Origin of the sequence: Pseudomonas fluorescens NCIMB 11764, assembly GCF_000293885.2 — a bacterium.
GTDB classification, from domain to species: domain Bacteria; phylum Pseudomonadota; class Gammaproteobacteria; order Pseudomonadales; family Pseudomonadaceae; genus Aquipseudomonas; species Aquipseudomonas fluorescens_B.
Genome location: NZ_CP010945.1, coordinates 1,191,831 through 1,218,492 on the forward strand (window position 1 = coordinate 1,191,831; position 26,662 = coordinate 1,218,492).

Consider the following 26,662-nt stretch of genomic DNA (forward strand, 5'->3'; position numbering starts at 1 on the left):
GCGTTTACGCTTCGTCATCCAGGCGTCTGCTGGCCAGGCGCCGGCCACGGGTGATCAGCTCAATGAACTGAACGGCGCTCAATGCATGGGCGAACAACCAGCCCTGACCGAATTTCACTCCTTCACTGCTCAGAAACGCCGCTTGCGCTTCATGTTCGATGCCCTCGGCAATCACATTGAGTTGCAGCGCCTGGGCCATGTGAATGATGTGCGGTGCCACGCCACTGCTGGCGGCGTCATGTCCAAGCGCATCGATGAACGCCTTGTCGATTTTCAGGCAATCCACAGGCAGTGTCTGCAGGTAGGCGAGGCTGCAATAGCCAGTGCCAAAGTCATCGATCAGCACCTGATGCCCGACGTCGCGCAAGGACTGAAGGTTTTCCCGGGCCACTACCACGTCGATCAGTCCGCGCTCGGTCACTTCAAAGGCAATCTGTTTGGCTGCGACCCGGTGCAGGAGCAACAGCCGCGCCATGACTTGGCCGATACGCGGCACCATGACGTCGCAGGCCGCCAGGTTGACCGAGATGTACAGCTGCGGATTGGCCCGCAACAAGTGCCCAAGCTGCTCCAGCAGGCGTTGCAGGACGAAGTCGGTCATCTGGCGGATCTGGCCGGTGTTTTCCGCCATCGGAATAAAAAGCTCCGGGCTGGTCAGGGTGCCGTCCGGCCGGCGCCAGCGCAGCAAGGCTTCAGCCCCGACACAATTGCGGCTGTCGAGGTCGAAGATGGGTTGGTACAACACCTGCAACTCGCCTCGCCGTATGGCGCCGGACAATTCGGCATCCAACGACTGTCGCTGGCGCACCAGCAGAAACACCAGGAAGCCCACTACTACGCCCAGCGCCAGGCTGGCCGGCACCAGCCACCACCAGGCGGCGGGCACATTCACGCCGGTGCGCGGGGTGATCAGCACCAATTGGTATTCAGGGCTTTTGGTTGGCATGAGGTAAATCAAGCGAGTCGGGGTGACTTGCAAGACATCGCTGCCTTTCGGTGGCCAAGGCACGGTCGGCGGCCAGGCTTGCGGGGAGCCCAGCACCGGAATCGCCCGAGTGCCGTGGTCGAGTATCACCAAAAGGCTGCTGCCCGGCGACAAGTCGACCATGTCGGTCAAATGTCCGCGAGAGGTCGCGACACGGAAATTGCCACGCCCGAGCATGAGCGCGGCCCGGTTCTCGTCAGGTTCGGTAGTGGTGTTCAACCAGTAACTGTAAGTGGGGTCTTTGATGTCGGGTGGCCGTGTCAAAGATAATCCTGCCTGGCGCGGACGGTTAGAGCAGATCTTCGAGGCATCCATATACGCAGCCTCGTACACGAACCGGTAATTGAAAGTGACCTGCTGCAAAGTGGCGATCATTTCTTTGTCGCAGGTTCGCAGCGGTTGGGCCTCCAGATCATCGAGGCTTTCGCGCAGTTGTCCGAACAACTGCTCCAGGCGCGCAAGAAATCGCTCACCTTGCGCGTTCATTTCCGCACTTTCGTTCTGCTCGATCTGACGAACGGCCACGAACAGGCTGAGCGCCAGGAGCAATACGCTGCTCAGGACAGCCGCCAGCATCGCCAAAAACCAGGGGCGATAGAACCAGCTACGTAGCGTCTCTCGAGCAGCGGCCATATTGGAATATCCGAAGAATTACCAATGAGTTATAGCTGCTGATTGGGAAAAAGCGCGGACCGTCGGGCGGGCGTCATTATTTTGTCTGATTCAATACCAGAAGAAGTGCTGCCGTTTGCGCATCCGGCATGCCGTCGAAGCGGGACGGCCGGAAATGCATCTGGAAGGCTGCAATCACGTGACGTGTTGCAACATCCAGCTCACCGGTTTGCGGCGTGGCATAGCCCAGGCGAGCCAGCTGTCCCTGAAACCAGCTGATGCTCGGCAGTTCGGTATTGAACTGCGCTTGTTGGCGCGCCACCGCCTGTTCGTTCGGCCAGACGCCAAGGCCTTCGGCGGCTAGCCGTTTCCAAGGGAAAAGCGGCCCCGGATCCAGCTTGCGCAGTGGGGCGATGTCGCTATGGCCGATGATGCTGCGGGGGGTGATGGCGTAACGTTTGCTGATGTCTTTGAGCAGGACGATCAACGACTGGATCTGGGCTTCGCTGTAGGGATACCAGTAACGCCCTCCGGTGGGGGTTTCCTTGAATCCTGGATTGACGATTTCGATGCCGATTGAGCTGGAGTTCAGCCAGGTCCGACCCTGCCACTCACTTTCCCCGGCGTGCCATGCCCGCAGGTTTTCATCCATCAGCTTGTAGATGGTGGCGTTTTTATCGTCGCCGATCAGATAGTGGCTGCTGACTTCGCCGTGGGTCAGCAGTTGCAGCGAACGTTCCAGAGAGGCGGAGGTGTAATGCACCACCACGAACTGAATACGGCTGTCGTGATTGGCTGAAGGATGGCTGGTGTCGAACCGGGGACCGCTGGTACAGCCGGCCAATAGAACCAGCGACACGATGAGGGCGAGAAATTTCATGGTAGAGGCAGTACACGCAAGACAGTAATGCAACAGTGTAACGTACTGCCTTGCGCGACGACGCTTAGCGGCCCCATTTAAACAAAATGGAACAATTGGCCTAGCCGAGTTCCACCCGATTGCGGCCAGCATGTTTGGCGCGGTACAAAGCCTGATCGGCTCTTTTAAGTACCATATCGCTGTGCTCTCCGGGTTTGAATGCAGTCATTCCCATCGAAACGGTGATGGTCACCGGCTCCCCCTTGAAGTGGAATGGGCAGGCTTCGATGGACGCGCGCAGGTTTTCCAGCAGTTTTGCCCCCGTCGCCGGCACAGTGCCTGGCATCAGCAGGACAAACTCTTCACCGCCAAACCGTGCAATGAAATCGGTCCCGCGCAGGCGCTTGCGCAACACGCTGGCGATGATTTTCAGTACCTTGTCGCCCGCCAGGTGGCCATAGTTGTCATTGATGCGCTTGAAGTGATCAAGGTCGAGCATGGCCAGCAACAGGGTGTTGCCGTGTTGTTGCCACTGGCTGATTTCGTGATCGAGCCGTTCGCTCCAGGCCGCACGGTTGGGCAGTCCGGTCAGTGGGTCGATCAAGGCTTTCTGGCGCTGCTCTTCAAGATGCTCGCGGTAGCCTTGGGCTTCCTGCTCCATGTGCGCCACGCGTTCTGCCAGGCCTTTAAGGCGAGCTGCCACTTCCTGTTCTCGCGCATCGCGCTGCTTCTGGTGCTGATCCATGGTCCCGAGCAGGCCTTCGAGGTGGTTCTCCAGAACGTGCTTGAGGTCTTCGAGGTCCGCTGCCTCTTGCATGCTGCTCTGCAGGCCGTCGACCTGCTCGCGGATCTGCGTGTCCATGTCCCGCGCAGCCGAGCGGTTGTCCGCATGGCCATCGCTGGCGGCTTGCAGGTTGCTCTGGAATGACTCGAGGCGCTCATTGAGTTGCTGCAAATAGACTTCAAATTCGTGCTGGCCACTGTTGTTTATTGCCAGCATCAAGGTCGCCAGATCGTCGAGAATCGGTAGCAACTCGTACCAATTCAAGCCGTTTTGCAGACGATCGCGCATCGCTTCGGCTTGTGGGCGATACCGCTCTGGCAGTGACAGGTCGTCCAGCAGGCCCAGAAGCGTGTCTTCGATGTGCTTGGCGACGGAGCTGTAGGACGGCTCCGGCGAGTCCGGCAGGGCGTAGAGAATATCGTGTTCGGATTGTTCCGGATCGATGGCGGCCAATGCGCTATCGAGAAATACCGCCGGGGTCAACTCGTCTGGATTGGTCGCCAGCTGAGTCTCGGATACCGCAGTGATGACGGCTGGTGAGGCGACTGGTGCCGGTTGCTCTGGCTGTTCACTCTCTGTTTGGACAGAAGGAACAGGCGCTCGCTGAGGTTCATGGACTGGCGGTATAAAAGCCACGACTTCAGCGATCGTCGTCGCTGCGGGTACTTCGATCATCTCTGGATCGGGCGGGGCAGGATGATCGGCAGGCGGCGTCACGGGTGGCTCGTCGGCAACGGGCTCGGGATCGACGATCAGTTGCGGCAGTTCGTGAGGCGCGGCCGCAATCTCTTCGACAGGCGGCGGGGTGGGCGCTTGTGCCTCCGGGGGAACCACCCGCTGTACCGCATCTTCCGTTTCACGATTGCCAAACAAGCGCTGTAACAAGCCTGGGCGACCGGGTTCCGCCGGGTTCTCCAGCTGACTCAGGGCTTTCCCTTGCAGGCCGCTCAGCTCGCTGAGCAGCAACGGGATCTCGCGCGCCTGGCTGACGCGTCCGTCCAGTGTCTTGGCGAAGTTCTTGAGTGGGCGGCTCACTTCGCGGGGCAGCGGCAATGTCTGCAGTTGCGCCACCAGCGCGGTCAGTGCGGCGCTGGTCTGATTGACCCGGGTCTCGCGGCGCTGTTCTGAGTCGAGTACGGCTTTTTCCAGGCGCGGAAGCAGTGCCGCCAGGCCGGCGTCCATGTCATTGGTGCGGATGACTTCGCGCATTTCTTTCATGCACTGATCAACCGCGCGGTCGGTGCCCTCGGCCGCCAGCGTACTGCGCACCAGTCCGCGCCGCAGCAGGTCGAGCCGGGCATCCCAACGACGTTCGAGCTTTTCCTGTTGTTCGATGCTTTTAAGGTATTTCTCTTTCCAGCGCTGTGTTTCGTCGCTCATTCATGGGTTCCGCGAGGGGCAGGACTCAACGCGGGCAATGCATCGGCCGTGAGCGAACCCGGCAGACGAATCTCAACCGCGACCGGCAGGTGATCGGAAATGGGTTGTGCCAGCACTTCGACCTTTTCCAGCGTCAGCGTCGGGCTCAACAGAATGTGGTCCAGACAGCGCTGCGGGCGCCAGCTGGGGAAGGTTGCTTCCAATTGCGGCGCCAGCAGGCCGAGGTCGCGCAACGGAGAATTTTGCAGCAGGTCACTGGCGTGGGTATTCATGTCGCCCATCAGCACCTGATGTTTATAACCACCGATCAGCTCGCGGATGTAAGCCAGTTGCATGCTCCGGGCGCGGGCGCCCAGCGCCAGGTGCATCATGACCACCACCAACGCTTCCGGACCTTCACCGAAACGCACCAGGATCGCACCGCGACCCTTGGGCCCCGGCAGCGGATGATCTTCAATCGCCCACGGGCGCAGGCGACTGAGCACGCCATTGCTGTGCTGGCCGAGGCGACCGAGATTGCGATTGAGTTGTTGATACCAGTAGGGGAAGGCACCGAGTTGCGCCAGGTGTTCAACTTGATTGACGTAGCCGGATCGCAGGCTGCCGCCGTCGGCTTCCTGCAGGGCGACCAGATCGAAGTCGCCCAACAGATTGCCGATCTTTTGCAGATTGTCAGCACGACCGGTGTGCGGCAACAGGTGTTGCCAGCCCCGGGTCAGGTAGTGCCGATAGCGCTCGGTACTGATACCGACCTGAATGTTGAAGCTGAGCAAGCGCAGACGGCTGTCTGCGGGCAGGCCCGTCGATTCCAGGTGATGTTCGTTGACCCGCGGATCATGCAGGCCAACGACGCGTTCAGTTCCCCAGCGGCGCATGGCAGTTGCCGCGCTTAGTTGGCAGCAGCCTTGTTAGCCGCTCGCTCTTTGTCGACCAGTTTGTCGGCCAGTTGCAACGCCTGCTCGGCGCCGCCGGCAGAACCCACGTCAAAGCGATACTTGCCGTTGACGATCATGGTTGGAACGCCGGAGATTTCATACTTTTTGGCCAGCTCGCGAGCTTTGTTGATCTGGCCCTTGATGGCGAAGGAATCGAAGGTCGCCAGGAACTTGTCCTTGTCTACGCCTTGAGTCGCCAGGAAGTCGGCCATTTCGTTTTTATCGGTCAGCTTTTTGTGTTCCTTCTGAATGGCGTTGAACACGGCAGCGTGAACCTTGCTCTCGACGCCCATGGCTTCCAGGGTCAGGAACATTTGGCCGTGTGCGTCCCATGGGCCGCCAAACATGGCTGGAATACGGACGAAATTCACGTCGGACGGCAGTTTCTCGACCCAGGGATTGATCACCGGCTCGAAAGCGTAGCAATGCGGGCAGCCGTACCAGAACAGCTCCACCACTTCGATCTTGCCAGGCACGGCTACCGGAACCGGATTACTCAGTTCGACATAAGGGGCGGCGGGTGCCTCGGCGGCTTGGGCAGTCATGCCGAAAAGGCTGGCAGCGACGAGTGCGGCGCTGATGATCAGATTACGCATGCTTTACTCCTGGACAATTCGGGTCGCCTCGCGCGACCTGTTTTCAGACAGGTCATGGCGGGCTTGAGTTCTGTAGTGTAACGGCAGCAGGCACAAAAAAGGGCGGCCTGAGCCACCCTTTTTATACTTGCTGCGACGGATTAATAGAGCGTTAACGTTGCAGGAGATGTACATCTCGCATATCGCTCTATCCGCCGGTCCTAGTGCAGACCCTGAATGTAGCTGGACACCGCAGCGATGTCTTCGTCGCTCAGGCGTTTGGCAATGGTCTGCATGGTTTTGGTGTCGCCGTCGTTGTTGCGACCGCCTTCTTCCTTGCGGAAATCGGTCAGCTGCTTGGCAATGTATTGAGCGTGCTGGCCACCCAGGTGCGGGAAGCCGGCGGCCGCGTTGCCTGCGCCGTTTGGCGAGTGGCAGCCGGTGCAGGCTGGCAAGCCCTTGGCAAGGTCACCGCCACGGAACAGTGCTTCACCGCGAGCCACGACTTTAGGGTCGGCGGCGCCAACGCTGCCTTTCTGGCTGGCGAAGTAGGCAGCGATATCGGCCATGTCCTGATCGCTCAGGTTGGTCAGCAGGCCGGTCATTTCCAGTACCGTGCGTTTGCCGGACTTGATGTCGTGCAGCTGCTTGTTCAGATAACGCTCGCCTTGACCTGCCAGTTTCGGAAAGTTAGGCGCCATGCTGTTGCCATCCGGGCCATGACAGGCGCCACATACTGCGGCTTTCGCCTGACCAGCAGTTGCATCACCTGCAGCATGGGCTATGCCGGAGATCCCCACGGTCAACAGCAGACTCACGATCAATTTGTTCATCAGCTAATCCAACTACGGCTAAGGGTTAAAGAGTTATGGACCGGGATCACTCGCTCATCCACTGGATGATGGCTTGGTAATCCTCGGCACTGCAGTCCATGCACAAACCACGCGGCGGCATCGCCTTGAAACCCTGGGTCACGTGTTGCACCAGCGTCTCCATACCTTTCGCCAACCTCGGCGTCCAAGCTTCCTGATCGCCCTTTCGGGGCGCCATGGGGAGTTGGCCGGAATGACAGGCACCACACACACGGTTGTACACAGCTTCCGGATCCTGTGTAGCCTGAGCGCTGTAAAGCGGCATCAAGACACCGGCAGCTAGCAGCCATTTCGTCATAAAACGACCTTTTCAGGGTTGAGAGCGTTCTGCGTTCTAGTGCGCAATCAAGGTCAATCGCTCTCGTGAACTTCATCCTACGCTGGGACAAAGCGCACACAAAATCTGCGGCATTATATACTGGCGTCACTGAAACGGAAACGACACCGCTTGCCGCGTCCATTCCCGGCGCCGCCCACATCGGAAATCCCATGCAACTCAAGAACCCCATCCTCGGCCTGTGCCAACAGTCCACCTTCATGCTCAGCGCTGCCAAAGTCGACCAATGTCCCGACGACGAAGGCTTTGAAGTGGCCTTCGCCGGGCGTTCCAACGCCGGTAAATCCAGCGCGTTGAACACCCTGACGCATGCCAGCCTGGCGCGGACCTCGAAAACTCCGGGTCGCACGCAACTCTTGAACTTCTTCAAGCTAGACGATGATCGTCGTCTGGTCGACCTGCCGGGCTACGGTTACGCGAAAGTACCAATCCCGTTGAAGCTGCACTGGCAGCGTCACCTGGAAGCTTATCTGGGTGGTCGCGAGAGTTTGAAGGGTCTGATTCTGATGATGGACATCCGTCATCCAATGACCGACTTCGACCTGTTGATGCTCGACTGGGCCGTCGCCAGTGGCATGCCGATGCACATTCTGCTGACCAAGGCGGACAAGCTGACTTACGGCGCCGCGAAAAACGTGCTGCTCAAGGTTCAGTCAGACATTCGTAAAGGCTGGGGGGATGCGATCAGCATTCAGCTGTTTTCGGCGCCAAAACGCATGGGCCTGGAAGACGCCTACACTGTATTGGCGGGCTGGATGGAACTGGCTGACAAAGGCTCCGAACTCGCGGAATAACAAATCGCGGGCAAAAAAAACCCCGGACTTCTTATGGGGAGGGGGAAGTTCCGGGGTTCAAGTTCCGGACCGCTAGGGCGGGGTCCAGATTATCTGCCAACACTTAACACAACATAGGAGCATCGAAGGGCTTCACCAGCCATTCAGTTACTCTGAGTGGCAGTTCACAGGTTTAGTTCCGGGGTTACAGAAACCATTTGAAATAAGCCGGATCGCCAACCGAAATAAGCGCCCTTCGACCCTTCTGCCGCGGCACTATGCCGCAGCAGACACCGCCTGTTTCAGACGGCTCAGTGAGCTTCGTCCCAGTTATTGCCCACGCCAACCTCGACCAGCAGCGGCACATCAAGCTTCGCGGCATCGGCCATGTGGGAGCGAATCTCCTCGCGAACCTGATCGACCAGGTCTTCACGCACCTCAAGCACCAGTTCATCGTGCACCTGCAGGATGACTTTGGCGTCCAGACCCGATGAGGTCAGCCAGTTATCCACAGCCACCATGGCTTTCTTGATGATGTCCGCCGCCGTGCCTTGCATCGGCGCATTGATCGCCGTGCGTTCGGCGCCTTTGCGCAGGGCCGGGTTTTTCGCGTTGATTTCCGGCAAGTACAGACGACGACCGAAGAGGGTCTCGACGAAACCTTGCTCGGCCGCCTGGGCGCGGGTGCGCTCCATGTACTCCAGGACGCCTGGATAGCGAGCGAAATAGCGGTCGATGTACGCCTGGGACTGTTTGCGATCGACGCCGATCTGCTTGGCCAGGCCAAACGCGCTCATGCCATAGATCAAACCGAAGTTGATCGCCTTGGCGCTACGACGCTGATCAGTGGTGACGTCTGCCAGCTCGACACCGAACACTTCGGCGGCGGTGGCTTTGTGTACGTCCAGGTCATTGCGGAAGGCGTGCAGCAAGCCTTCATCCTTGGCCAGGTGCGCCATGATCCGCAGTTCGATTTGCGAGTAGTCCGCAGCCAGTAGCTTGTAGCCTTTGGGCGCCACGAACGCCTGGCGAATCCGCCGACCTTCGGCGGTGCGGATCGGGATGTTCTGCAGGTTCGGATCGCTGGACGACAAACGCCCCGTCGCCGCGACAGCCTGATGATAAGACGTGTGAATCCGCCCGGTGCGAGGGTTGATCTGCTCCGGCAGGCGGTCGGTGTAAGTGCTTTTCAGTTTGCTCATCGAGCGGTATTGCATCAGCACTTTGGGCAGCGGGTAATCCTGTTCGGCCAGTTCCGCCAGCACCGCTTCGGCGGTAGATGCCTGGCCCTTGGCGGTTTTGCTGAGAATCGGCAAGCCGAGTTTTTCGTACAGGATCACGCCCAGTTGTTTCGGCGAGCCAAGGTTGAATTCTTCGCCAGCGATGGCAAATGCCTCACGCTCCAGCGCGACCATTTTCTCGCCCAGCTCAACGCTCTGGATGCCCAGCAGGTTGGCATCGACCAACGCGCCCTGGCGTTCGATTCGCGCAAGCACCGGCACCAGTGGCATTTCGATGTCGCTCAAGACTTTGCTCAGGCTCGGAATCGCATTGAGCTTTTCCTGCAGGGTTTGATGCAGGCGAAGCGTCACGTCGGCGTCTTCGGCGGCGTACGGTCCGGCCAGTTCCAGGGAAATCTGGTCAAAGGTCAGCTGCTTGGCGCCTTTGCCGGCGATGTCCTGGAAGCTGGTGGTGGTGTGATTCAGGTATTTGAGCGCCAGGCTGTCCATGTCGTGACGGGTCGCGGTGGAATCCAGCACGTAAGATTCGAGCATGGTGTCGAAGGCGATACCTTGCACGGTGATGCCGCAGCTCTGATCGCCGCCGATGGCGCAGTTGGCCAGGATGTTCATGTCGAACTTGGCGTGCTGGCCGACCTTGAGTTTCTTCGGGTCTTCCAGGATCGGTTTCAGCGCGCGCAGCACGGTGTCACGATCGAGTTGCTCTGGAACGCCCATGTAGGAATGGGTCAGCGGGATGTAGGCCGCTTCGTTGGCCTGTACAGCGAACGACAGGCCGACCAGCTGCGCCTGCTGCGCATCGATGCCGGTGGTTTCGGTATCAAAGGCGATCAGCGTGGCGTCATTGAGTTTTTTAAGCCAGAGGTCGAAATCCGCCTGAGTGAGAATCGTCGTGTACTTGAGTTCGGTCTCGACCGCGGCTTCTTCAGCTACCGGTGCGGTGACTTCCTGGCCGGAGCGCTTGGCGTCGCGCTGGTTTTCTTCGAACCAGCTCTTGAATTCCAGCAGGGTGTAGAGCTCGGCCAGTTTGTCGTGATCCGGCTTGCCCATTTGCAGGTCGTCGAGGCCGATGTCCAGTGGCACGTCGATCTTGATCGTCGCCAGTTGATAGGAGAGGAAGGCCATCTCCTTGTGCTCTTCGAGCTTGGCCGGCAGTGTTTTCGCGCCGCGAATCGGCAGGGTCGGAACGATATCGAGCTGGGCATACAGCTCGGTCAGGCCGCCGTTTACGCCGACCAGCAGACCGGAGGCGGTCTTGGGGCCGATGCCCGGAACGCCCGGAATGTTGTCGGACGAATCGCCCATCAGTGCCAGATAATCGATGATCTGCTCGGGAACGACGCCGAATTTCTCCTTCACGCCCTCCACGTCCAACGCGCTACCGGTCATGGTGTTGACCAAGGTAATGTGGCCGTCGACCAACTGCGCCATGTCTTTGTCGCCGGTGGAGATGATCACTGGGCGGTCAGCCGCCGCACTGCTGCGGGCCAGGGTGCCGATCACGTCATCGGCCTCGACGCCTTCGACGCACAGCAGCGGGAAGCCCAGAGCGATCACGCTTTGGTGCAGCGGTTCGATCTGCACGCGCATGTCGTCGGGCATGCTTGGGCGGTTGGCCTTGTACTCGGCGAACATTTCGTCCCGGAATGTCCCGCCCTTGGCGTCGAACACCACGGCGAACGGACTGTCCGGGTACTGCTTGCGCAGACTCTTGAGCATGTTCAGCACGCCTTTGACCGCTCCGGTCGGCAGACCTTTGGAAGTGGTCAGCGGTGGCAGGGCGTGAAAGGCGCGGTACAGGTAAGAAGAACCGTCCACCAGGACGAGGGGGGCTTGGCTCATGAGCAGGATCAACCTTTTCGGCGGGTCAGGCGCTAGAATAGCGGGACCGTTGACGACAAAGGGACAAGGTTATCATGCGCACACTAAATCGCCTGTTGCTGGCTGGCTTGTTTGCAATCGCACCATTGGCCGTCATGGCGGCGGACGATGCGCCATCGCCGGAACCGGATGTGACCATCCGCACCGAAGGGGACAAAACGATCCAGGAGTACCGCCAAAATGGTTTCCTGTACGCGATCAAGGTCACTCCGAAGGTCGGAAAGCCTTATTTTCTGGTACGCGCGGACGGGTCGGATGCGAACTTCATCCGCTCGGATCAGCCGGATATGCTGATTCCGTCGTGGAAGATTTTTGAATGGAAGTAGGTTCTTAATTTCAATCGGCGCTGGCTCAATCAGCGGCGCCCGGACTGGCAGCTAAAACATGTCTGTGTTCACCCCGCTGGCTCGGCCCGAGCTGGAAACCTTTCTCGCCCCATACGGGCTCGGCCGCCTGCTTGATTTCCAAGGGATTGCCGCCGGTAGCGAAAACACCAATTTCTTTATCAGTCTGGAACAGGGCGAATTTGTCCTGACCCTGGTTGAGCGCGGTCCGGTTCAGGAAATGCCGTTCTTCATTGAACTGCTGGACGTGTTGCATGAGGCCGACCTTCCGGTGCCTTATGCCTTGCGCACCACCGATGGCGTCGCCTTGCGCGAACTGGCCGGTAAGCCTGCACTGTTGCAGCCGCGCCTGCCCGGCAAGCACATCAAGATTGCCAACGCACAGCATTGCGCCCAAGTGGGCGAGTTGCTCGCGCACCTGCATCTGGCAACCCAGGCCAACATGATCAAGCGCAAGACCGATCGTGGGCTGGACTGGATGCAGGAAGAGGGCACGCAGTTGTTGTCGCACCTGAATGCCGAGCAGAGTGATTTGCTGCAGCGGGCGCTGGATGAGATCACTCAACAGAAAGAGAAGATCCTGGCGTTGCCCCGGGCCAACATCCACGCGGACCTGTTCCGCGACAACGCGATGTTCGAAGGCACGCACCTGACGGGATTGATCGACTTTTACAATGCTTGCTCGGGGCCGATGCTCTACGACGTGGCGATTGCGCTGAATGACTGGTGTTCGGATGACGACGGGTTGATCGATGGGCCGCGAGCTCGGGCGTTGCTTGGAGCATATGCGGCGTTGCGGCCATTCACCGCTGCCGAGGCGGAGTTGTGGCCAACCATGCTGCGGGTGGCGTGCGTGCGGTTCTGGTTGTCGCGGTTGATTGCCGCAGAGTCTTTCGCCGGGCAGGACGTGTTGATTCACGATCCGATGGAATTTCAGCAGCGGTTGGCACAGCGGCAGAAGGTCAGCACGCCGCTACCTTTCGCCCTCTGAATTGTGACGAGGGAGCTTGCTCCCGCTGGCCTGCGCAGCAGGCCCATCTTGGGGCCGCTTCGCTGCCCGGCGGAAGCAAGCGCCCTCGCCGCAGGGTATCGCAGTGTTACAGCGACTCCAGACACCCCGCCAAATCATTCCCCAATTTCTCCAGCACCTGCTCATAACCTTGAGCAGTTGCCGGCGTGTATCCGCCCAGCGCATCCAGTTCCGCCAGTTTCACCGGCAGGCCAGCCACCAGTGTTTCCGCCAGGCGCGGACGCAATGGCGGTTCACTGAACACACAGGTCTTGCCCACTTCCTGCAACCGCGTGCGCATTGCCGACACATGCTGGGCACCCGGCTGGACTTCGGCGGCGACGCTGAACACACCCGTGTGCTTCAGGCCGTAAGCGTCTTCGAAGTAGTCGAAGGCTTCATGGAACACAAAGTACGGCTTGCCCGCGATACCCGCCAGCCGCGCCTTCAAGCGGAGGTCCAGCGCATCCAGGCGCTCATCGAACGCCTTGAGATTGCTTTGATAACGCGCCGCATTGGCCGGATCGGCAGCACTTAAATCAGCGGCCATTTTCGTCGCGATCACCCGAGCATTGACCGGCGACAGCCACAGGTGCGCATCCAGGCTGCCCGGACGGTGATCGTGATCATGCTCATCGGCTTCTTCGGCGTGGGAGTGACTGTCCTCGGCGAAGCGACGCAATTTCAGACCCGGCAGATCCTGCACGGCCACGCTCGGCAACGTACGACCATTCAGCACGCGAGGCAGGAAACCTTCCATGGACGGACCGATCCAGTAAACCAGATCCACCGATTGAACCTTCCGTACGTCGGAAGGGCGCAAGGCATAGTTATGTGGGGAGGCCCCCGGCGGAAGCAGTACCTCCGGGATCGCCACGCCGTCCTGCACCGCAGCGGCAATCAGCTGTAGCGGCTTGATGCTGGTGAGGACCTTGACGTCGGCTTGAGCAGAACCAATCAACAGAAAACTGGCGACAAATGCGACAAAGATAGAAAAAAGTCGGGACACGATGACCACTCGAAGAGGCGAGAACGGGTAACATAATAACGTCTCTCACAAAACTCGTCGCCGCTCATGCCTAAAACACCGATTGCCAGCCGTCCCCACGACCACTCTCATTGCGTTCACAGCGCACTGTCTGAGGCCGATGCCCTGTGCGCACGTCAAGGCCTGCGCCTGACCGCCTTGCGCCGGCGGGTGCTGGAACTGGTGTGGCAAAGCCACAAGCCTTTGGGTGCCTACGACATCCTTGCCGTGCTCAGTGAGCAGGACGGCCGCCGCGCCGCGCCGCCGACCGTGTACCGCGCGCTGGATTTCCTGCTGGAAAACGGTCTGGTGCACCGCATCTCCTCGCTGAACGCCTTCGTCGGCTGCAATCACCCGGAACACGCCCACCAGGGCCAGTTCCTGATCTGCCGTGAATGCCACGCCGCCATCGAACTTGAGCAGAAGTCCATCAGCGACGCGATCATCGGCAGCGCCAGGGATGTCGGATTCGTCGTCGAAAGCCAGACCGTCGAAGTGGTCGGCGTCTGTTCGGGTTGCCAGGGGGCTTGATGAGCAACGCGCTGATCCGCCTTGAGCAGGTTGCCGTCACCTTTGCCGGGCAAAACGTGCTGGATAACATCGAACTGAGCGTCGAACCGGGGCAGATCGTTACCCTGATCGGTCCCAACGGTGCAGGCAAAACCACCCTCGTGCGGGCTGTGCTCGGCTTGTTGAAGCCGGACAGCGGCAGTGTGTGGCGCAAGCCGAAACTGCGGGTCGGTTACATGCCGCAAAAACTTCACGTCGATCCGACACTCCCGTTGTCGGTGCTGCGCTTCTTGCGGCTGGTGCCCGGTGTGGATCGCACGCGTGCGTTGGCGGCACTCAAGGAGGTGGGCGCCGAACAGGTGATCGACAGCCCGGTGCAAAGCGTTTCCGGTGGTGAAATGCAGCGCGTGCTGCTGGCCCGGGCGCTGTTGCGCGAGCCTGAATTGCTAGTGCTGGACGAGCCGGTGCAGGGCGTCGACGTAGCGGGGCAGGCCGAGTTGTACAGCCTGATCACCCGTCTGCGTGATCGTCACGGTTGCGGCGTGTTGATGGTTTCCCACGATTTGCATCTGGTCATGAGCACCACCGATCAAGTGGTCTGCCTCAACCGTCATGTCTGCTGTTCCGGTCATCCCGAGCAGGTCAGCGGCGATCCGGCTTTCGTCGAGTTGTTCGGAAAGAACGCACAAAGCCTGGCGATTTATCACCACCATCACGACCACGCCCATGATCTGCATGGTTCGGTGGTCACCACGGCCCCGACGGCCCAACCCCACGTACATGGAGATAGCTGCAAGCATGGCTGATTTTCTGCTCTACGCCCTGCTTGCAGGCCTGGCCCTGGCGCTGGTGGCGGGTCCGTTGGGATCTTTCGTGGTCTGGCGGCGTATGGCTTATTTTGGCGACACCCTGTCTCACGCAGCCTTGCTCGGCGTGGCGTTGGGCTTTCTGCTGGATGTCAGCCCGACGGTAGCCGTTACCGTCGGCTGTTTGTTGTTGGCGGTGTTGCTGGTGACCTTGCAACAGCGTCAGCCACTGGCATCCGACACGCTTTTGGGAATTCTCGCACCGAGCACGCTCTCTTTGGGCTTGGTGGTACTAAGCTTCATGCACGAAGTGCGGATCGACCTGATGGCCTATCTGTTCGGCGACTTGCTGGCGATAAGCCCGACCGATCTGGCGTGGATTCTCGGCGGTAGCGCGGCCGTTCTGGCCCTGCTGGTGACGCTGTGGAGGCCTTTGCTGGCGATCACGGTGCATGAAGAGCTGGCCAGGGTGGAAGGTTTGCCGGTGCCGGCGCTGCGCCTGACCCTGATGTTGCTGATCGCCGTGGTGATCGCGGTGGCGATGAAAATCGTCGGTGTGTTGTTGATTACATCGCTGTTGATCATCCCTGCGGCTGCGGCACAACGTCACGCCCGGTCGCCGGAACAGATGGCACTGGGGGCGAGCCTGCTGGGCATGCTCGCGGTGTGTGGCGGGTTGGCATTGTCATGGTTCAAGGACACCCCGGCAGGCCCGTCGATCGTGGTGACGGCCGCCGCGCTGTTTCTGCTGAGTTTTGTCCTGCCCCGTCGAGGGGTGTAGACTTGCTCGTTTTTTGCGCAAATAGAGAGTCGCAGGAATGAAGCTGTTAGCCTCCCGTTATCTGCTCCTTGTTGCATTTTCGCTGCTACTGGGCGCCTGTCAAAGCACGCCACCAGCGGCCACCGAGGTCACTGATGCGCAGGCCACGGCCATCGCACAGCTCGAGCAAAGCCTCGCCAGCAGCGAGCTGGCCACTGCTGAAGATCAACTGGCTGCCTTGCAGGCCGGGTCGCCAAACGACCCATCGCTTGTGCAGTACCAACGGCAACTTGCCGAAGCCTATCTGCAACGCAGCCAGATCGTGCTGCAAAAAGGCGATGTGAATGCTGCTGCCACCGCCCTGAGCCGGGCGCGGGCACTGATGCCCAAGGCGCCGGCGCTGACCGGTGGGGTCAACAACGCGATCGTCAATGCGCGCAAGGCAGAGCTCGATAGAGCTGAAGCGGCGCTGCTGGCTGCCGAGGCTAAACCGCAGGCGAAGGTGATTGATCCGACCGCTGAAAGCACCACGGTAGCGCTGAATCTCACCGATATGGGCAAACTTCGTCGGCAACTGGATGCGATCGCGGCCGATGTAGTGAATTACCAGTGCGACGTGAGCATTCAGGCGCCGCGCACGCAGGATTATCCTTGGTTGGCGACGTTGTTGACCAAGCGGGTGAAGAAGCTGGATTCGAATTTCGATCTGAATCTGCAGAAGCAAATCGTGCGCAACATTCCGGCGCAGATTGTCTTGAGTCCGCGTAAACCTTGAAAGCATCGCGAGCAGGCTCGCTCCCACAGTGGATTGAGGTGACCCTATATTTGTGGTGAACCCATAACCCTGTGGCAGCGAGCCTGCTCGCGATAGCGTCCTTGCTATTGATTCACAACCTAAGCCGGAATCGCCTTGGCCTTAGGTTCTCGATCCCAAACCCGATGCTGCCCGATCGCCGCGAAAAACGCTTTGATCAACTTCGCGTCCGTCCCCACGATCAACCCCGCATCAGCTTCCAGTTTCAACATATCCAGCAGTTGCTTGGCTTCGCCTTGCAGCGCGATCGCCTTTAAATGCTTGTACGCCTCCAGCACGTAATGCAACGCCACGCCATCACCGCTCAACGCTTTGATGGATGCCGCGCCACCTGGCACAAAGACCGCATCGAAGGCGATGGATGGCATGCCTTCCATGGAGGCATCCACCGGCAGCGACTTGCCATCGGCCGTTGTCACCGGGGCGGACGTCGGGCCGAGCAACTTGGCGTGCGCGCCTTCAGCTTTCAGCGCTTTCTTCATGGCATCGATTGCAACGCCATCGACACCGTTGGCCGCCAGAATCGCGACTTTTCGGGTTTTGATATCGCCGGGCAACAAATTGGCCTGGCTCAGGGCGGGTGAACGGTCCAGGGATATTTTCGGTACATCGACCGTCCCGGCCTTCGGTGCCGGCAAGCCAAGGTTCTGCGCCACACGCTTGGCCAGTTCCAGGTCGATGTTGGCAAGGATCTCATTCACTTCGCGCGCACGGATAAATTCCCGCTCAACCTTGCCCAGCTCAAAGCTGTAGGCCGCAATGATGTGTTCCTGCTCGTGTTTGCTCATGCTGTGAAAGAACAGTCGCGCTTGAGAAAAGTGATCGCTGAACGACTCGCTGCGCTGGCGGATCTTGTTGGCATCGATGCGCTCTGGATACGTCTCGAAACCACCATCCTGCGCGGCGGGCGGTGTTTCCTTCGGCCAGCCACCGTCGATGGAATTCGGCTCGTAGGACGCGCGACCCTTGTCGATGGTGGTGCGGTGCATCGCATCCCGTTGGCCATTATGGAAGGGGGCGACCGGACGGTTGATCGGGATCTCGTGAAAATTCGGCCCGCCGAGTCGGCTGATTTGTGTATCGGTGTAGGAAAACAACCGACCTTGCAGCAACGGATCGTTGGAGAAATCGATCCCCGGCACGATGTGCCCCGGGCAGAAAGCGACCTGCTCGGTTTCGGCGAAAAAGTTGTCCGGGTTACGGTTGAGCACCATTTTGCCCAGTGGGGTGATGGGTACGATTTCCTCGGGAATGATTTTGGTCGGGTCGAGAATGTCGAAATCGAAGGCATGTTCATTTTCCTCCTCGACGACCTGTACGCCCAATTCCCATTCCGGGTAATCGCCCATCTCGATTGATTCCCAGAGATCGCGGCGGTGGTAGTCGGTGTCTTTACCGGCGAGCTTCTGGGCTTCATCCCAGACCAGCGAGCAGGTCCCGGCGGAAGGGCGCCAGTGGAATTTGACGAAGCGTGATTTGCCCTCGGCGTTGATCAGCCGGAATGTGTGCACGCCAAAGCCCTGCATGCTGCGCAGGCTTTTCGGGATCGCCCGGTCGGACATTGCCCACATCACCATGTGCGCTGATTCCGGAACCAGCGAGACAAAGTCCCAGAAGGTGTCGTGCGCCGAACCTCCCGTAGGAATCTCGTTGTGTGGCTCCGGTTTTACCGCGTGAACGAAGTCAGGAAACTTGATCGCGTCCTGTATGAAAAACACCGGCATGTTGTTCCCCACCAAGTCGAAGTTGCCTTCGTCGGTGAAGAACTTCACGGCGAAACCGCGTACATCGCGCACGGTATCGCCTGACCCGCGCGGGCCTTGCACCGTGGAAAATCGTACGAAGACTGGGGTTTTCTTACCCGGGTCCTGTAAGAAACCGGCCTTGGTCAGTACGGAATGGTTTTCATAGGTCTGGAAAAAACCATGAGCCCCAGTGCCCCGGGCATGGACGATGCGCTCCGGGATCCGTTCATGGTCAAAGTGCGTGATCTTTTCACGCATGATGAAATCTTCCAGCAACGACGGCCCGCGGGCGCCGACTTTCAACGTGTTCTGATTGTCCGAAACCTTCACGCCCTGGTTAGTGCGCAGGGCCTGTTGGGTGGCGTCGGAGCGGAATTTTTCCAGGCTGTCGAGCTTGGCATTGGTGTTGCCGCGGTCCAGTGTGTCGGTCCCGGCCATTGCGCTTTTAGGTGCGGCAGGCTTTTTAGTACTCATCAGTCGTTAACTCCTCGTTGCGATTCCTGCCGTAGCCAGGACTCTTATGTATTCCCCAGGCACGGCACCGGGGGGCGTTTTCGAGTTGCCTTATTAGTGACTGATGGGGTTTTTAGCCGTTCCTTTTTTATGACCTTTGATCGCGTTATTGCCAAATGAAAGGTTGAATGCGGAATAAATGCTAATAACCTCTATACGGACAGGCTAAAATGCGCGCCCGGCTAACCGCTGATTCTTTTCTAACGCGCCCCACAAGGTTCGCTACGTGATCGAGTTTCAAAACGTCCATAAAACCTACCGCGTCGCCGGTAAGGATATTCCCGCCCTGCACCCGACCAGTCTGACGATTGAAAACGGTCAGGTCTTCGGCCTGATCGGTCATTCCGGTGCGGGAAAAAGTACTCTGCTGCGTCTGATCAATCGCCTGGAGAACTCCAGTGGCGGCAAGATCATCGTCGACGGCGAAGAAGTCACGGCGCTCGACGCCAACAGCCTGCGACGTTTTCGTCAGCAGGTCGGGATGATTTTCCAGCACTTCAACCTGCTGGCGTCCAAGACCGTTGCCGACAACGTCGCGTTGCCGCTGACCCTTGCGGGCGAATTGTCGCGCAGCGAGATCGACCAGCGTGTGGCCGAGTTGCTGGCGCGGGTTGGCTTGTCCGATCACGCCAAAAAGTACCCGGCGCAGTTGTCCGGCGGCCAAAAGCAGCGCGTCGGGATTGCTCGTGCGCTGGCGACCAAGCCGAAAATCCTGCTGTGCGATGAAGCCACCAGCGCCCTGGACCCGCAGACCACAGCGTCGGTCCTGCAATTGCTGGCCGAGATCAACCGCGAGCTGAAGCTGACCATCGTCCTGATCACCCACGAGATGGATGTGATCCGTCGCGTCTGTGACCAGGTTGCGGTCATGGACGCGGGTGTGATCGTCGAGCAAGGTTCGGTGGCCGAGGTGTTCCTGCATCCCAAGCACCCGACTACCAAGCGTTTCGTGCAGGAAGACGAGCAGATCGACGAAAGCGAACAGCGGGACGATTTTGCTCACGTGCCAGGCCGTATCGTGCGCCTGACCTTCCAGGGCGAAGCGACCTACGCGCCATTGCTGGGGACTGTCGCTCGGGAAACGGGCGTGGACTACAGCATCCTGGCCGGTCGTATCGACCGCATCAAAGACATCCCCTACGGGCAATTGACCCTGGCGGTCACCGGCGGCGACATGGAGGCGGCGTTTGCCCGCTTCACCGCGGCTGATGTCCACATGGAGGTGCTGCGCTGATGGAAGCCCTGACAAGTTTCTTCGCCAATATCGACTGGTTCGAAATCTGGCTGGCCACTGGCGATACCCTGCTGATGCTCGGCGGTTCGCTGTTGTTCACCGTGCTGCTGGGCCTTCCGCTAGGCGTGCTGTTGTTCCTTTGCAGCCCGCGTCAGTTGCTGGAAGCCAAAGGCGTATACGCAATGTTGTCGCTGGTGGTGAACATTCTGCGTTCGCTGCCCTTCATCATTTTGCTGATCGTGATGATTCCGTTCACCGTGTTGATCACCGGCACTTCGCTAGGTGTTGCCGGTGCAATTCCTCCGCTGGTGGTGGGTGCCACGCCGTTCTTCGCACGACTGGTGGAAACCGCCCTGCGTGAGGTGGATCGCGGCATCATCGAAGCGACACAGGCCATGGGCGCGACGACACGTCAGATCATCACCAATGCCTTGCTGCCAGAAGCCCGCCCGGGCATCTTCGCGGCGATTACGGTGACAGCTATTACACTGGTGTCGTACACGGCGATGGCCGGCGTGGTGGGTGCGGGTGGTCTGGGTGACCTGGCGATCCGTTTTGGCTACCAGCGTTTCCAGACCGATGTGATGGTCGTCACCGTGGTATTGCTGCTGGTTCTGGTTCAAGTGTTGCAAACCGTTGGCGATAAGCTGGTCGTACACTTCTCGCGTAAATAAGTCATGAGCCGGCCATTCGCTGGCAGGCGCCATGCGCCTCACAAGGAGTTTGCTGAATGAAAAAACTACTCGTCGCGTTCGCTGCTGTTGCAGCTTTTTCCGCCCACGCCGGCACCCTGACCGTTGCGGCCTCCCCGGTCCCGCACGCAGAAATCCTCGAATTCGTGAAACCGGCCCTGGCCAAGGAAGGCGTGGACCTGAAAGTCAAAGTCTTCACCGACTACATCCAGCCGAACGTGCAAGTGGCCGAGAAACGCCTGGATGCCAACTTCTTCCAGCACCAGCCGTACCTCGATGAGTTCAACAAGGCCAAGGGCACCAACCTGATTTCCGTGGCCGGTGTGCACCTGGAACCCTTGGGCGCTTATTCGAGCAAGTACAAAGCGCTGACCGAACTGCCGGGCGGCGCCAACGTAGTGATCCCTAACGACGCCACCAACGGCGGCCGCGCGCTGTTGCTGCTGGCGAAGGCTGGCCTGATCAAGTTGAAGGATTCGAACAACATCCTGTCGACCGTCAAGGACATCACCGAGAACACCAAGGACCTGAAATTCCGCGAACTGGAAGCCGCGACCCTCCCGCGCGTACTGACCCAGGTCGACCTGGCGCTGATCAACACCAACTACGCGCTGGAAGCCAAGCTTGATCCGGCCAAGGATGCGCTGGTTATCGAAGGCAGCGACTCGCCGTACGTGAACATCCTCGTTGCCCGTCCGGACGACAAGGACAGCGAAGACATGAAGAAGCTGGTTACCGCGCTGCACAGCCCGGAAGTGAAAGCCTTCATTCTCGAGAAGTACAAAGGCGCGGTAGTGCCGGCGTTCTGATCTGAAGCTGTAACGAAAAATGGGGCGCATTCAAATGCGCCCCATTTTTTTATGCCTGAAACACGGACCCTGCAGGAGCCGGGTGTTATTTGCGGTTAAGCATCACCGGCAACTGCGCCACCAACTTGGCGTTGTTCAACGGCGCCCGGATGAACCCGCGCTGCGTCCCGTCCGGCCCGATCACCGCCAGGTTGCCGCTGTGATCAACCGTGTAATTCGGCTTGCTGGTGTCCGCCGGAATGAACGGAATGCTCACCGCGTTGGCCAGCTTCTGAATGTCCTCGACCGAGGCCGCCGTCAGTCCTTGAAACTGCGGGTCGAAGTAACCCAGGTATTGCTTGAGCTGCTTGGGTGTATCGCGGTTCGGATCGACGCTTACCAGGATGATCTGCAATTTATCCACAGCCTCCGGCGGCAATTCGCTCTTGATCTGGCGCAGCTGGGCGAGGGTGGTCGGGCAGATGTCCGGGCAGAAGGTGTAGCCGAAGAACAGCAACGACCACTTGTCTTTCAACGCATTGACCGCCACCGGTTTGCCGTCCTGATCGGTCATCGTCACGTCCGGCAGGTTGCGGCTTTGCGGCAACAGGATAATCCCGGCGTCGATCAGTGCCGTAGGGTCACCCTGGCCTTTGCCGGACAGCACTTTGTTGATGGTCAGGCCCAGGACCAGCGCGATCAGGGCGACAAGGATGAAGACGGTTTTCTGGGTTCGAGTCATAGGTTCAACAGTAGGTAGTGGTCTACGAGCAGCGCGATAAACAGCAGGAACAAGTACCAGATAGAGTACTTGAACGTGCTGATCGCCGCGTGCGGCCGAGTGCCACGGTACAGCACGACGGCCCATTGCAGGAACCTCGCGCCAAGCCCGACGGCGCAAATCAGGTAGAGGACGCCGCTCATGTGAATCACGTACGGCATCAGGCTGACGGCCAGCAACGCGAAGGTATAAAGCAGGATATGAATTTTCGTGTAGTGCTCGCCATGGGTCACCGGCAGCATCGGAATATCGGCCTTGGCGTATTCCTCTTTGCGATGGATCGCCAGCGCCCAGAAGTGCGGCGGGGTCCAGGCGAAGATGATCAGCACCAGCAGCAGCGGTTCGGCACTGACGTGGCCCGTGGCTGCGGTCCAGCCGAGCAGCGGCGGGGCGGCACCGGCCAGGCCGCCGATGACGATGTTCTGTGGCGTCGCGCGTTTGAGGAAACCGGTATAGACCACGGCGTAACCGAGCAGGGAAGCCAGGGTCAGCCACGCCGTCAGTGGATTGGTGAACGCCAGCAACAACGCCTGACCCAGCACCGCCAGCACCAATGCAAATGTCAGCGCAGCCTTCGGTGACACCCGGCCTTCGGCCAAGGGCCGTTTGTGTGTGCGCGCCATCACCGCATCGATCCGCCGGTCCACCACATGATTGACCGCCGCCGCCCCGCCGGCACACAACGCGATCCCCAGATTGCCGAACACCAGCACCGTCCATGGCACCCCGGCGCGGGTCGCGAGGAACATGCCGACCAGCGAGGTGATGAGCATCAGCACCACCACTTTCGGCTTGGTCAGCTCCAGGTAGTCACGCCAGATCGCCTGGCTGTGACGTGCGCCGATCAGAGTCGCCATGGCATCTCTCCTTTTATTGTTATGGGCCCGGCCGAGTGTTTGCGCGGGCTGAAGCGCCAGCGCGTCGGTTGTTTGACCCGAACCAGACTGGTCCGGGCGTGGTAATTGACCAGCACCATTGTCAGCAACAGCGCTGCGCCGCCGGCGTTATGCGCGACAGCCACCGGCAGCGGCAGGTGAAACAGCACGTTGCTGATGCCGAGGGTGATCTGTGCGGCGAGAGCAATCAGCACCAGTCCCGCCAGGCGTGTCATGCCGACGACTTTCAGTTGCCACGCCAGACCGAACAGCACCAGCGTCACCAACAGCGCGCCAATGCGGTGAGTCAGGTGAATCGCCGTGCGCGCATCGCTGTCGAGCTGCCCGCCCAGGTAATTGGGGCCGATGTGTTGGGTCAAATGAAAGCCGTTGGCGAAATCAGCGGGCGGCAGCCATTGCCCGTGACAGGTCGGAAAGTCGATGCAAGCCACCGCCGCGTAGTTGGAGCTGACCCAGCCACCGAGGGCGATTTGCAGGATCACCAACAGCAACCCGGCCGTCGCCCAGTACTGCAAACGCCGCGGCACCGTCAGCGCCGGCAGCACGCCGGACAGGCGCAAGGTCAGCAGAAACAACAGGCTCAACGTTGCGAAACCCCCGAGCAAATGCCCGGTCACCACTTGTGGCCAAAGCTTGAGCGTTACCGTCCACATGCCGAACGCCGCTTGGGCGATTACCACCGCCAACAGGAACAATGGCAGCTTCACCGGTTGCCCCGGATGCCGACGATGCACCCAGGCGCGCCCGGCCAGTACCAAAATCAGCAACCCCAATGTGCCGGCAAAGTAGCGGTGGACCATTTCGTTCCAGCCCTTGTGCGCCTCGACCGGGGCATCGGGAAAATGCAGTTCGGCATGAGCCAGCTGGGCTTCGCTTTTCGGCACGCTGATAAAGCCGTAGCAGCCCGGCCAGTCCGGGCAACCGAGGCCGGCGTGGGTCAGGCGGGTGTAGGCACCGAGCAACACCACGATCAGTGCCAGCAAGGTGGCAAACAGCGCGAGGCGAAATCCAGGTTTGGCCATGACGATGCCCTTATCCGATGTTCGACAGTTTCAGCAAATGGCGCAGGTCATTGAGCAAGTCCTTGCCTTTCACGGTTGGGTCGTAGCGCAGCACCAGATTGCCGTGCGGGTCGATGATCCACAGCTGCGGCACGGTTTGATCGCCAGTGGTCTTGCTGAACGTGGTCAGGTCCATGGGATAACGCTGCAGCTGCGGGTATTCGCGGGTCAGCTTGGCGTCGTAGTCGCTGTTCAGCGGTTGCGCGGCAGCCAGGGCGTGACTGGCGCGCCCGGCATCACGGCCAAGGCCGATCTGGACTTGTCGCGCCAGATACACCAACTGCTGGCAATCAACCGAACACTCCTTGGGCGCGGTGACCAGCAATTGCCAGCGGTCCTCCTGCGCCTGCACGCCAAGGTCGGCGCGGGTCTGGCCGTTGCCGATCAGCTCGCCGTGATAGCTGCGACCTTCCGGCACCCAGAACTGCAACTTGTACATGCCGGTGGCGAGGATCATCGGACCGATCACCCCAAGCAGGATCAGCAGCAGCTGCAAGCGACCCTTGCGCCGGTTCGCCGGCGTTTTCGCCTCAGACATGCTGGGTGGATTCATGGCCGCTCCCATGGTGTTTCTCCTTTGCGTTGTGCCAACCGAGATAGACGTAGAGGCCGAGCAGGGCGATCGACATGGCGAACCACTGCACGGCATAAGCGATGTGTTTTTCCGGCCCCATGGCCACTACCGGCCAATCGGCCTGGTAGGACGCGGGGCCGGTTTCTGCGCGTAATTCGTAGGCGAACCCGTCACGGTCCAGCGCCGCCCAGAGCTTGGAAGGTTCGACCGCGGTGACTAATCGAGGCCAGGTGGTGGTGCTCGGATCGGCCTGCAATTGAAAGGTCGCGCCGGGCGAGACGTAGACCCAGGCATCCAGGCTCAAGGCCTGAGTCGGCGTGGTGAATTGCGGCGGTGTGCGCCGGTCCGGCCACGGCAGCCAGCCGCGATTGACCAGCAGCCACAGTCCGGTCGCCTGCTCCTGAAACGGTTGCAGCAGCTCGACGCCGACTTTGCCGTCGCGCTGGCGGTTATCCAGCAACAGGCTGTGTGCCGCATCGAACTGGCCGTGCAGGCGAACCCGGCGAAACGCCGGATCTTCGGTGTGTTGCAGCTCGGTGCTGGCCATCGGCGCGGCGGCACGGCGCTCGGCGTAGGTGTGCAGCAACGCGCTTTTCTCCGCGCCCCGGCTCAGTTGCCAGAAGCCGAGCGAGACCAGCAGCGGCAGCAGGAGCGCGACCACCAGCGTCGGTACGATGCCCGGCCGAAAGCGCTTCATGGCTTCGCCAGAAAGTCGGTAGTCGCGATAGCTATACTCAAGTGCATCGCCTTTCCCCCGGAGTCCCACCATGCTCAAAGCAGCCATCGTCCTGATGCTGATTGCCACGGTTGTCAGCCTGTTCAGCGGCCTGTTTTTTCTGGTCAAGGACGACAGCAGCTCGAACCGCCTCGTCATTGCCTTGAGTGTTCGTGTTGCCCTGGCCGCCATCACCGTCGGCTTGATCGCCTGGGGTTTTTTCAGCGGCCAGCTGGTGTCGCATGTGCCCTGGTAAGCCTCAGAGCACGTAGACGAAAACGAACAGTCCGATCCACACCACGTCCACGAAGTGCCAGTACCAACTCGCCGCCTCGAAGCCGAACTGGTGCTCGTTATCGAAATGCCCACGCATGACCCGCATCAGCATCACGAAGAGAATGATGGTGCCGATAGTCACGTGAGCGCCGTGGAAACCGGTGAGCATGAAGAACGTCGCGCCGTAGATGCCCGAACCCAGGGTCAGGCCCAGTTCGTGGTAAGCATGCAGGTACTCTTCGGCCTGAAAACCGAGGAACGCGCAGCCCAGCAACACGGTGATCGCCAGCCAGATTTTCAATGCGCCGCGGTGGCCTTTTTTCAAGGCGTGGTGGGCGATGGTCACGGTGACGCTGGAACTCACCAATAGAATGGTATTGATCAGCGGCAGGCCCCAGGGACTGATAACTTCCTTCGGCGGCGGAAACAGTTTGGAATCAGGGTTGTTCAGCAATGGCCAGACAAATTCGAAGTTCGGCCAGAGCATATGTGCGATGCCTTTGGGACCTTCACCGCCGAGGGCCGGACCGGAAACGTGGCGCACGTAAAACAGCGCACCGAAGAACGCGATAAAGAACATCACCTCCGAGAAAATGAACCAGCTCATGCCCCAGCGGAACGAGCGGTCCATCTGCGCGCTGTACAAGCCGCCGCGACTTTCCTTGATGACCGTGCCGAACCAGCCGAACAGCATGTACGCCAGCAGCAGGCCGCCGACGAAAAAAATCAGCGGGCCGTGGGATTCCGGCCGCGCCGCTTTCAGATCGTTGAACCAGGTGGCCAGGCCGAACACGGTGACGAACATCCCGACCGTGGCGATGATTGGCCATTTGCTCTGGGCCGGAACGTAATAATGTTCATGAGTTGCCATTTATTGTTCTCC

The 26,662-nt window shown here is 59.8% G+C and carries 27 protein-coding genes; 11 read left to right on the top strand and 16 right to left on the bottom strand.

Annotated elements, in window-relative coordinates; all coding sequences use genetic code 11:
- Nucleotides 1-4: 4 nt before the first annotated feature.
- The 7 genes from B723_RS05465 to B723_RS05495 all read right to left on the bottom strand — a co-directional run bounded on the left by B723_RS05465 (nucleotide 5) and on the right by B723_RS05495 (nucleotide 7,300).
- Complete coding sequence (locus B723_RS05465) at nucleotides 5-1,618, bottom strand: EAL domain-containing protein (RefSeq protein WP_017341751.1); 1,614 nt, start codon at nucleotides 1,616-1,618, stop codon at nucleotides 5-7.
- A gap of 76 nt (nucleotides 1,619-1,694) precedes the next feature.
- On the bottom strand, nucleotides 1,695-2,477 hold the full coding sequence (locus tag B723_RS05470) for an N-acetylmuramoyl-L-alanine amidase (protein ID WP_017341752.1): 783 nt from the start codon (nucleotides 2,475-2,477) through the stop codon (nucleotides 1,695-1,697).
- A 100-nt stretch (nucleotides 2,478-2,577) separates the two neighbouring features.
- Nucleotides 2,578-4,620, bottom strand: a complete 2,043-nt coding sequence (locus B723_RS05475) for a GGDEF domain-containing protein (protein WP_017341753.1) — start codon at nucleotides 4,618-4,620, stop codon at nucleotides 2,578-2,580.
- Nucleotides 4,617-5,495, bottom strand: a complete 879-nt coding sequence (locus B723_RS05480; RefSeq protein ID WP_017341754.1) for an endonuclease/exonuclease/phosphatase family protein — start codon at nucleotides 5,493-5,495, stop codon at nucleotides 4,617-4,619. The genes B723_RS05475 and B723_RS05480 overlap by 4 nt, the downstream gene beginning before the upstream one ends.
- Nucleotides 5,496-5,509: 14 nt before the next feature.
- Nucleotides 5,510-6,151 carry a thiol:disulfide interchange protein DsbA gene (gene dsbA, locus B723_RS05485; protein ID WP_017341755.1) on the bottom strand — a complete coding sequence of 214 codons (642 nt, stop codon included), beginning with the start codon at nucleotides 6,149-6,151 and terminating at the stop codon, nucleotides 5,510-5,512.
- Nucleotides 6,152-6,351: 200 nt separating this feature from the next.
- A complete protein-coding gene (locus tag B723_RS05490; protein ID WP_017341756.1) occupies nucleotides 6,352-6,963 on the bottom strand; it encodes a c-type cytochrome in 612 nt (203 codons plus the stop codon).
- Nucleotides 6,964-7,009: 46 nt separating this feature from the next.
- Complete coding sequence (locus tag B723_RS05495; RefSeq protein WP_017341757.1) at nucleotides 7,010-7,300, bottom strand: c-type cytochrome; 291 nt, start codon at nucleotides 7,298-7,300, stop codon at nucleotides 7,010-7,012.
- Nucleotides 7,301-7,491: 191 nt separating this feature from the next.
- Between B723_RS05495 and yihA the strand changes: the two genes are divergently transcribed.
- A complete protein-coding gene (yihA, locus tag B723_RS05500; protein WP_017341758.1) occupies nucleotides 7,492-8,133 on the top strand; it encodes a ribosome biogenesis GTP-binding protein YihA/YsxC in 642 nt (213 codons plus the stop codon).
- Between the two features lie 290 nt (nucleotides 8,134-8,423).
- Here the strand turns inward: yihA and polA are convergent, their stop codons facing one another.
- Nucleotides 8,424-11,195 (bottom strand): DNA polymerase I, encoded by a 2,772-nt coding sequence (gene polA / locus B723_RS05505; protein ID WP_017341759.1) that lies wholly within the window; start codon nucleotides 11,193-11,195, stop codon nucleotides 8,424-8,426.
- A gap of 74 nt (nucleotides 11,196-11,269) precedes the next feature.
- Between polA and B723_RS05510 the strand changes: the two genes are divergently transcribed.
- Together B723_RS05510 and B723_RS05515 are read left to right on the top strand one after the other, a co-directional pair.
- Nucleotides 11,270-11,560, top strand: a complete 291-nt coding sequence (locus tag B723_RS05510) for a DUF2782 domain-containing protein (RefSeq protein ID WP_017341760.1) — start codon at nucleotides 11,270-11,272, stop codon at nucleotides 11,558-11,560.
- Nucleotides 11,561-11,618: 58 nt separating this feature from the next.
- Nucleotides 11,619-12,569 carry a homoserine kinase gene (locus B723_RS05515; protein ID WP_017341761.1) on the top strand — a complete coding sequence of 317 codons (951 nt, stop codon included), beginning with the start codon at nucleotides 11,619-11,621 and terminating at the stop codon, nucleotides 12,567-12,569.
- Between the two features lie 106 nt (nucleotides 12,570-12,675).
- On the opposite strand, the gene B723_RS05520 is transcribed toward B723_RS05515, so the two are convergent.
- Nucleotides 12,676-13,596, bottom strand: a complete 921-nt coding sequence (locus tag B723_RS05520; protein ID WP_031319205.1) for a zinc ABC transporter substrate-binding protein ZnuA — start codon at nucleotides 13,594-13,596, stop codon at nucleotides 12,676-12,678.
- Nucleotides 13,597-13,662: 66 nt separating this feature from the next.
- Between B723_RS05520 and zur the strand changes: the two genes are divergently transcribed.
- The 4 genes from zur to B723_RS05540 are packed head-to-tail and all read left to right on the top strand — an operon-like array spanning nucleotide 13,663 to nucleotide 16,465.
- A complete protein-coding gene (gene zur, locus B723_RS05525; protein ID WP_017341763.1) occupies nucleotides 13,663-14,145 on the top strand; it encodes a zinc uptake transcriptional repressor Zur in 483 nt (160 codons plus the stop codon).
- On the top strand, nucleotides 14,145-14,930 hold the full coding sequence (gene znuC, locus B723_RS05530; RefSeq protein ID WP_017341764.1) for a zinc ABC transporter ATP-binding protein ZnuC: 786 nt from the start codon (nucleotides 14,145-14,147) through the stop codon (nucleotides 14,928-14,930). The genes zur and znuC overlap by 1 nt, the downstream gene beginning before the upstream one ends.
- Nucleotides 14,923-15,711, top strand: a complete 789-nt coding sequence (gene znuB / locus B723_RS05535) for a zinc ABC transporter permease subunit ZnuB (protein ID WP_017341765.1) — start codon at nucleotides 14,923-14,925, stop codon at nucleotides 15,709-15,711. Before znuC ends, znuB begins: the two co-directional genes overlap by 8 nt.
- A 37-nt stretch (nucleotides 15,712-15,748) precedes the next feature.
- A complete protein-coding gene (locus B723_RS05540) occupies nucleotides 15,749-16,465 on the top strand; it encodes a PA5502 family lipoprotein (RefSeq protein WP_017341766.1) in 717 nt (238 codons plus the stop codon).
- A 119-nt stretch (nucleotides 16,466-16,584) separates the two neighbouring features.
- Here B723_RS05540 and katE read toward each other — a convergent pair whose 3' ends face one another.
- Nucleotides 16,585-18,723 (bottom strand): catalase HPII, encoded by a 2,139-nt coding sequence (gene katE / locus B723_RS05545; RefSeq protein ID WP_017341767.1) that lies wholly within the window; start codon nucleotides 18,721-18,723, stop codon nucleotides 16,585-16,587.
- Nucleotides 18,724-18,988: 265 nt separating this feature from the next.
- Between katE and B723_RS05550 the strand changes: the two genes are divergently transcribed.
- The 3 genes from B723_RS05550 to B723_RS05560 are packed head-to-tail and all read left to right on the top strand — an operon-like array spanning nucleotide 18,989 to nucleotide 21,497.
- Nucleotides 18,989-19,996 (top strand): methionine ABC transporter ATP-binding protein, encoded by a 1,008-nt coding sequence (locus tag B723_RS05550; RefSeq protein WP_017341768.1) that lies wholly within the window; start codon nucleotides 18,989-18,991, stop codon nucleotides 19,994-19,996.
- A complete protein-coding gene (locus B723_RS05555) occupies nucleotides 19,996-20,670 on the top strand; it encodes a methionine ABC transporter permease (protein WP_008002212.1) in 675 nt (224 codons plus the stop codon). Before B723_RS05550 ends, B723_RS05555 begins: the two co-directional genes overlap by 1 nt.
- 56 nt (nucleotides 20,671-20,726) lie before the next feature.
- Nucleotides 20,727-21,497 carry a MetQ/NlpA family ABC transporter substrate-binding protein gene (locus tag B723_RS05560; protein WP_017341769.1) on the top strand — a complete coding sequence of 257 codons (771 nt, stop codon included), beginning with the start codon at nucleotides 20,727-20,729 and terminating at the stop codon, nucleotides 21,495-21,497.
- A gap of 85 nt (nucleotides 21,498-21,582) precedes the next feature.
- Here B723_RS05560 and B723_RS05565 read toward each other — a convergent pair whose 3' ends face one another.
- From B723_RS05565 to B723_RS05585, 5 genes are read right to left on the bottom strand one after another with little or no spacing between them, the layout of a single operon-like run.
- The gene (locus tag B723_RS05565) at nucleotides 21,583-22,218 is read right to left on the bottom strand and encodes an SCO family protein (protein WP_017341770.1); all 636 of its coding nucleotides are present in this window, start codon (nucleotides 22,216-22,218) and stop codon (nucleotides 21,583-21,585) included.
- On the bottom strand, nucleotides 22,215-23,114 hold the full coding sequence (gene cyoE / locus B723_RS05570) for a heme o synthase (protein ID WP_017341771.1): 900 nt from the start codon (nucleotides 23,112-23,114) through the stop codon (nucleotides 22,215-22,217). Before cyoE ends, B723_RS05565 begins: the two co-directional genes overlap by 4 nt.
- On the bottom strand, nucleotides 23,102-24,175 hold the full coding sequence (locus B723_RS05575) for a COX15/CtaA family protein (RefSeq protein ID WP_017341772.1): 1,074 nt from the start codon (nucleotides 24,173-24,175) through the stop codon (nucleotides 23,102-23,104). The genes cyoE and B723_RS05575 overlap by 13 nt, the downstream gene beginning before the upstream one ends.
- A gap of 10 nt (nucleotides 24,176-24,185) precedes the next feature.
- Nucleotides 24,186-24,779 (bottom strand): hypothetical protein, encoded by a 594-nt coding sequence (locus tag B723_RS05580; protein WP_031319206.1) that lies wholly within the window; start codon nucleotides 24,777-24,779, stop codon nucleotides 24,186-24,188.
- A complete protein-coding gene (locus B723_RS05585; protein WP_017341774.1) occupies nucleotides 24,745-25,485 on the bottom strand; it encodes an SURF1 family protein in 741 nt (246 codons plus the stop codon). Before B723_RS05585 ends, B723_RS05580 begins: the two co-directional genes overlap by 35 nt.
- A gap of 70 nt (nucleotides 25,486-25,555) precedes the next feature.
- Between B723_RS05585 and B723_RS05590 the strand changes: the two genes are divergently transcribed.
- The gene (locus B723_RS05590) at nucleotides 25,556-25,759 is read left to right on the top strand and encodes a twin transmembrane helix small protein (protein ID WP_008152470.1); all 204 of its coding nucleotides are present in this window, start codon (nucleotides 25,556-25,558) and stop codon (nucleotides 25,757-25,759) included.
- Nucleotides 25,760-25,762: 3 nt separating this feature from the next.
- Here the strand turns inward: B723_RS05590 and B723_RS05595 are convergent, their stop codons facing one another.
- A complete protein-coding gene (locus B723_RS05595; RefSeq protein WP_017341775.1) occupies nucleotides 25,763-26,650 on the bottom strand; it encodes a cytochrome c oxidase subunit 3 in 888 nt (295 codons plus the stop codon).
- Between the last annotated feature and the right edge of the window lie 12 nt (nucleotides 26,651-26,662).

Excerpts from the sequence above, each read along its gene's own strand:
- B723_RS05575 (WP_017341772.1), bottom strand. The coding sequence starts at position 24,175 with ATGGCCAAACCTGGATTTCGCCTCGCGCTGTTTGCCACCTTGCTGGCA.
- katE (WP_017341767.1), bottom strand. The coding sequence starts at position 18,723 with ATGAGTACTAAAAAGCCTGCCGCACCTAAAAGCGCAATGGCCGGGACC.
- zur (WP_017341763.1), top strand. The coding sequence starts at position 13,663 with ATGCCTAAAACACCGATTGCCAGCCGTCCCCACGACCACTCTCATTGC.
- B723_RS05595 (WP_017341775.1), bottom strand. The coding sequence starts at position 26,650 with ATGGCAACTCATGAACATTATTACGTTCCGGCCCAGAGCAAATGGCCA.
- dsbA (WP_017341755.1), bottom strand. The coding sequence starts at position 6,151 with ATGCGTAATCTGATCATCAGCGCCGCACTCGTCGCTGCCAGCCTTTTC.
- polA (WP_017341759.1), bottom strand. The coding sequence starts at position 11,195 with ATGAGCCAAGCCCCCCTCGTCCTGGTGGACGGTTCTTCTTACCTGTAC.
- B723_RS05565 (WP_017341770.1), bottom strand. The coding sequence starts at position 22,218 with ATGACTCGAACCCAGAAAACCGTCTTCATCCTTGTCGCCCTGATCGCG.
- B723_RS05560 (WP_017341769.1), top strand. The coding sequence starts at position 20,727 with ATGAAAAAACTACTCGTCGCGTTCGCTGCTGTTGCAGCTTTTTCCGCC.
- znuC (WP_017341764.1), top strand. The coding sequence starts at position 14,145 with ATGAGCAACGCGCTGATCCGCCTTGAGCAGGTTGCCGTCACCTTTGCC.
- B723_RS05555 (WP_008002212.1), top strand. The coding sequence starts at position 19,996 with ATGGAAGCCCTGACAAGTTTCTTCGCCAATATCGACTGGTTCGAAATC.
- B723_RS05580 (WP_031319206.1), bottom strand. The coding sequence starts at position 24,779 with ATGGGAGCGGCCATGAATCCACCCAGCATGTCTGAGGCGAAAACGCCG.
- B723_RS05540 (WP_017341766.1), top strand. The coding sequence starts at position 15,749 with ATGAAGCTGTTAGCCTCCCGTTATCTGCTCCTTGTTGCATTTTCGCTG.
- B723_RS05475 (WP_017341753.1), bottom strand. The coding sequence starts at position 4,620 with ATGAGCGACGAAACACAGCGCTGGAAAGAGAAATACCTTAAAAGCATC.
- znuB (WP_017341765.1), top strand. The coding sequence starts at position 14,923 with ATGGCTGATTTTCTGCTCTACGCCCTGCTTGCAGGCCTGGCCCTGGCG.
- B723_RS05510 (WP_017341760.1), top strand. The coding sequence starts at position 11,270 with ATGCGCACACTAAATCGCCTGTTGCTGGCTGGCTTGTTTGCAATCGCA.
- cyoE (WP_017341771.1), bottom strand. The coding sequence starts at position 23,114 with ATGGCGACTCTGATCGGCGCACGTCACAGCCAGGCGATCTGGCGTGAC.
- B723_RS05515 (WP_017341761.1), top strand. The coding sequence starts at position 11,619 with ATGTCTGTGTTCACCCCGCTGGCTCGGCCCGAGCTGGAAACCTTTCTC.
- B723_RS05590 (WP_008152470.1), top strand. The coding sequence starts at position 25,556 with ATGCTCAAAGCAGCCATCGTCCTGATGCTGATTGCCACGGTTGTCAGC.
- B723_RS05465 (WP_017341751.1), bottom strand. The coding sequence starts at position 1,618 with ATGGCCGCTGCTCGAGAGACGCTACGTAGCTGGTTCTATCGCCCCTGG.
- B723_RS05585 (WP_017341774.1), bottom strand. The coding sequence starts at position 25,485 with ATGAAGCGCTTTCGGCCGGGCATCGTACCGACGCTGGTGGTCGCGCTC.
- yihA (WP_017341758.1), top strand. The coding sequence starts at position 7,492 with ATGCAACTCAAGAACCCCATCCTCGGCCTGTGCCAACAGTCCACCTTC.
- B723_RS05490 (WP_017341756.1), bottom strand. The coding sequence starts at position 6,963 with ATGAACAAATTGATCGTGAGTCTGCTGTTGACCGTGGGGATCTCCGGC.
- B723_RS05480 (WP_017341754.1), bottom strand. The coding sequence starts at position 5,495 with ATGCGCCGCTGGGGAACTGAACGCGTCGTTGGCCTGCATGATCCGCGG.
- B723_RS05470 (WP_017341752.1), bottom strand. The coding sequence starts at position 2,477 with ATGAAATTTCTCGCCCTCATCGTGTCGCTGGTTCTATTGGCCGGCTGT.
- B723_RS05495 (WP_017341757.1), bottom strand. The coding sequence starts at position 7,300 with ATGACGAAATGGCTGCTAGCTGCCGGTGTCTTGATGCCGCTTTACAGC.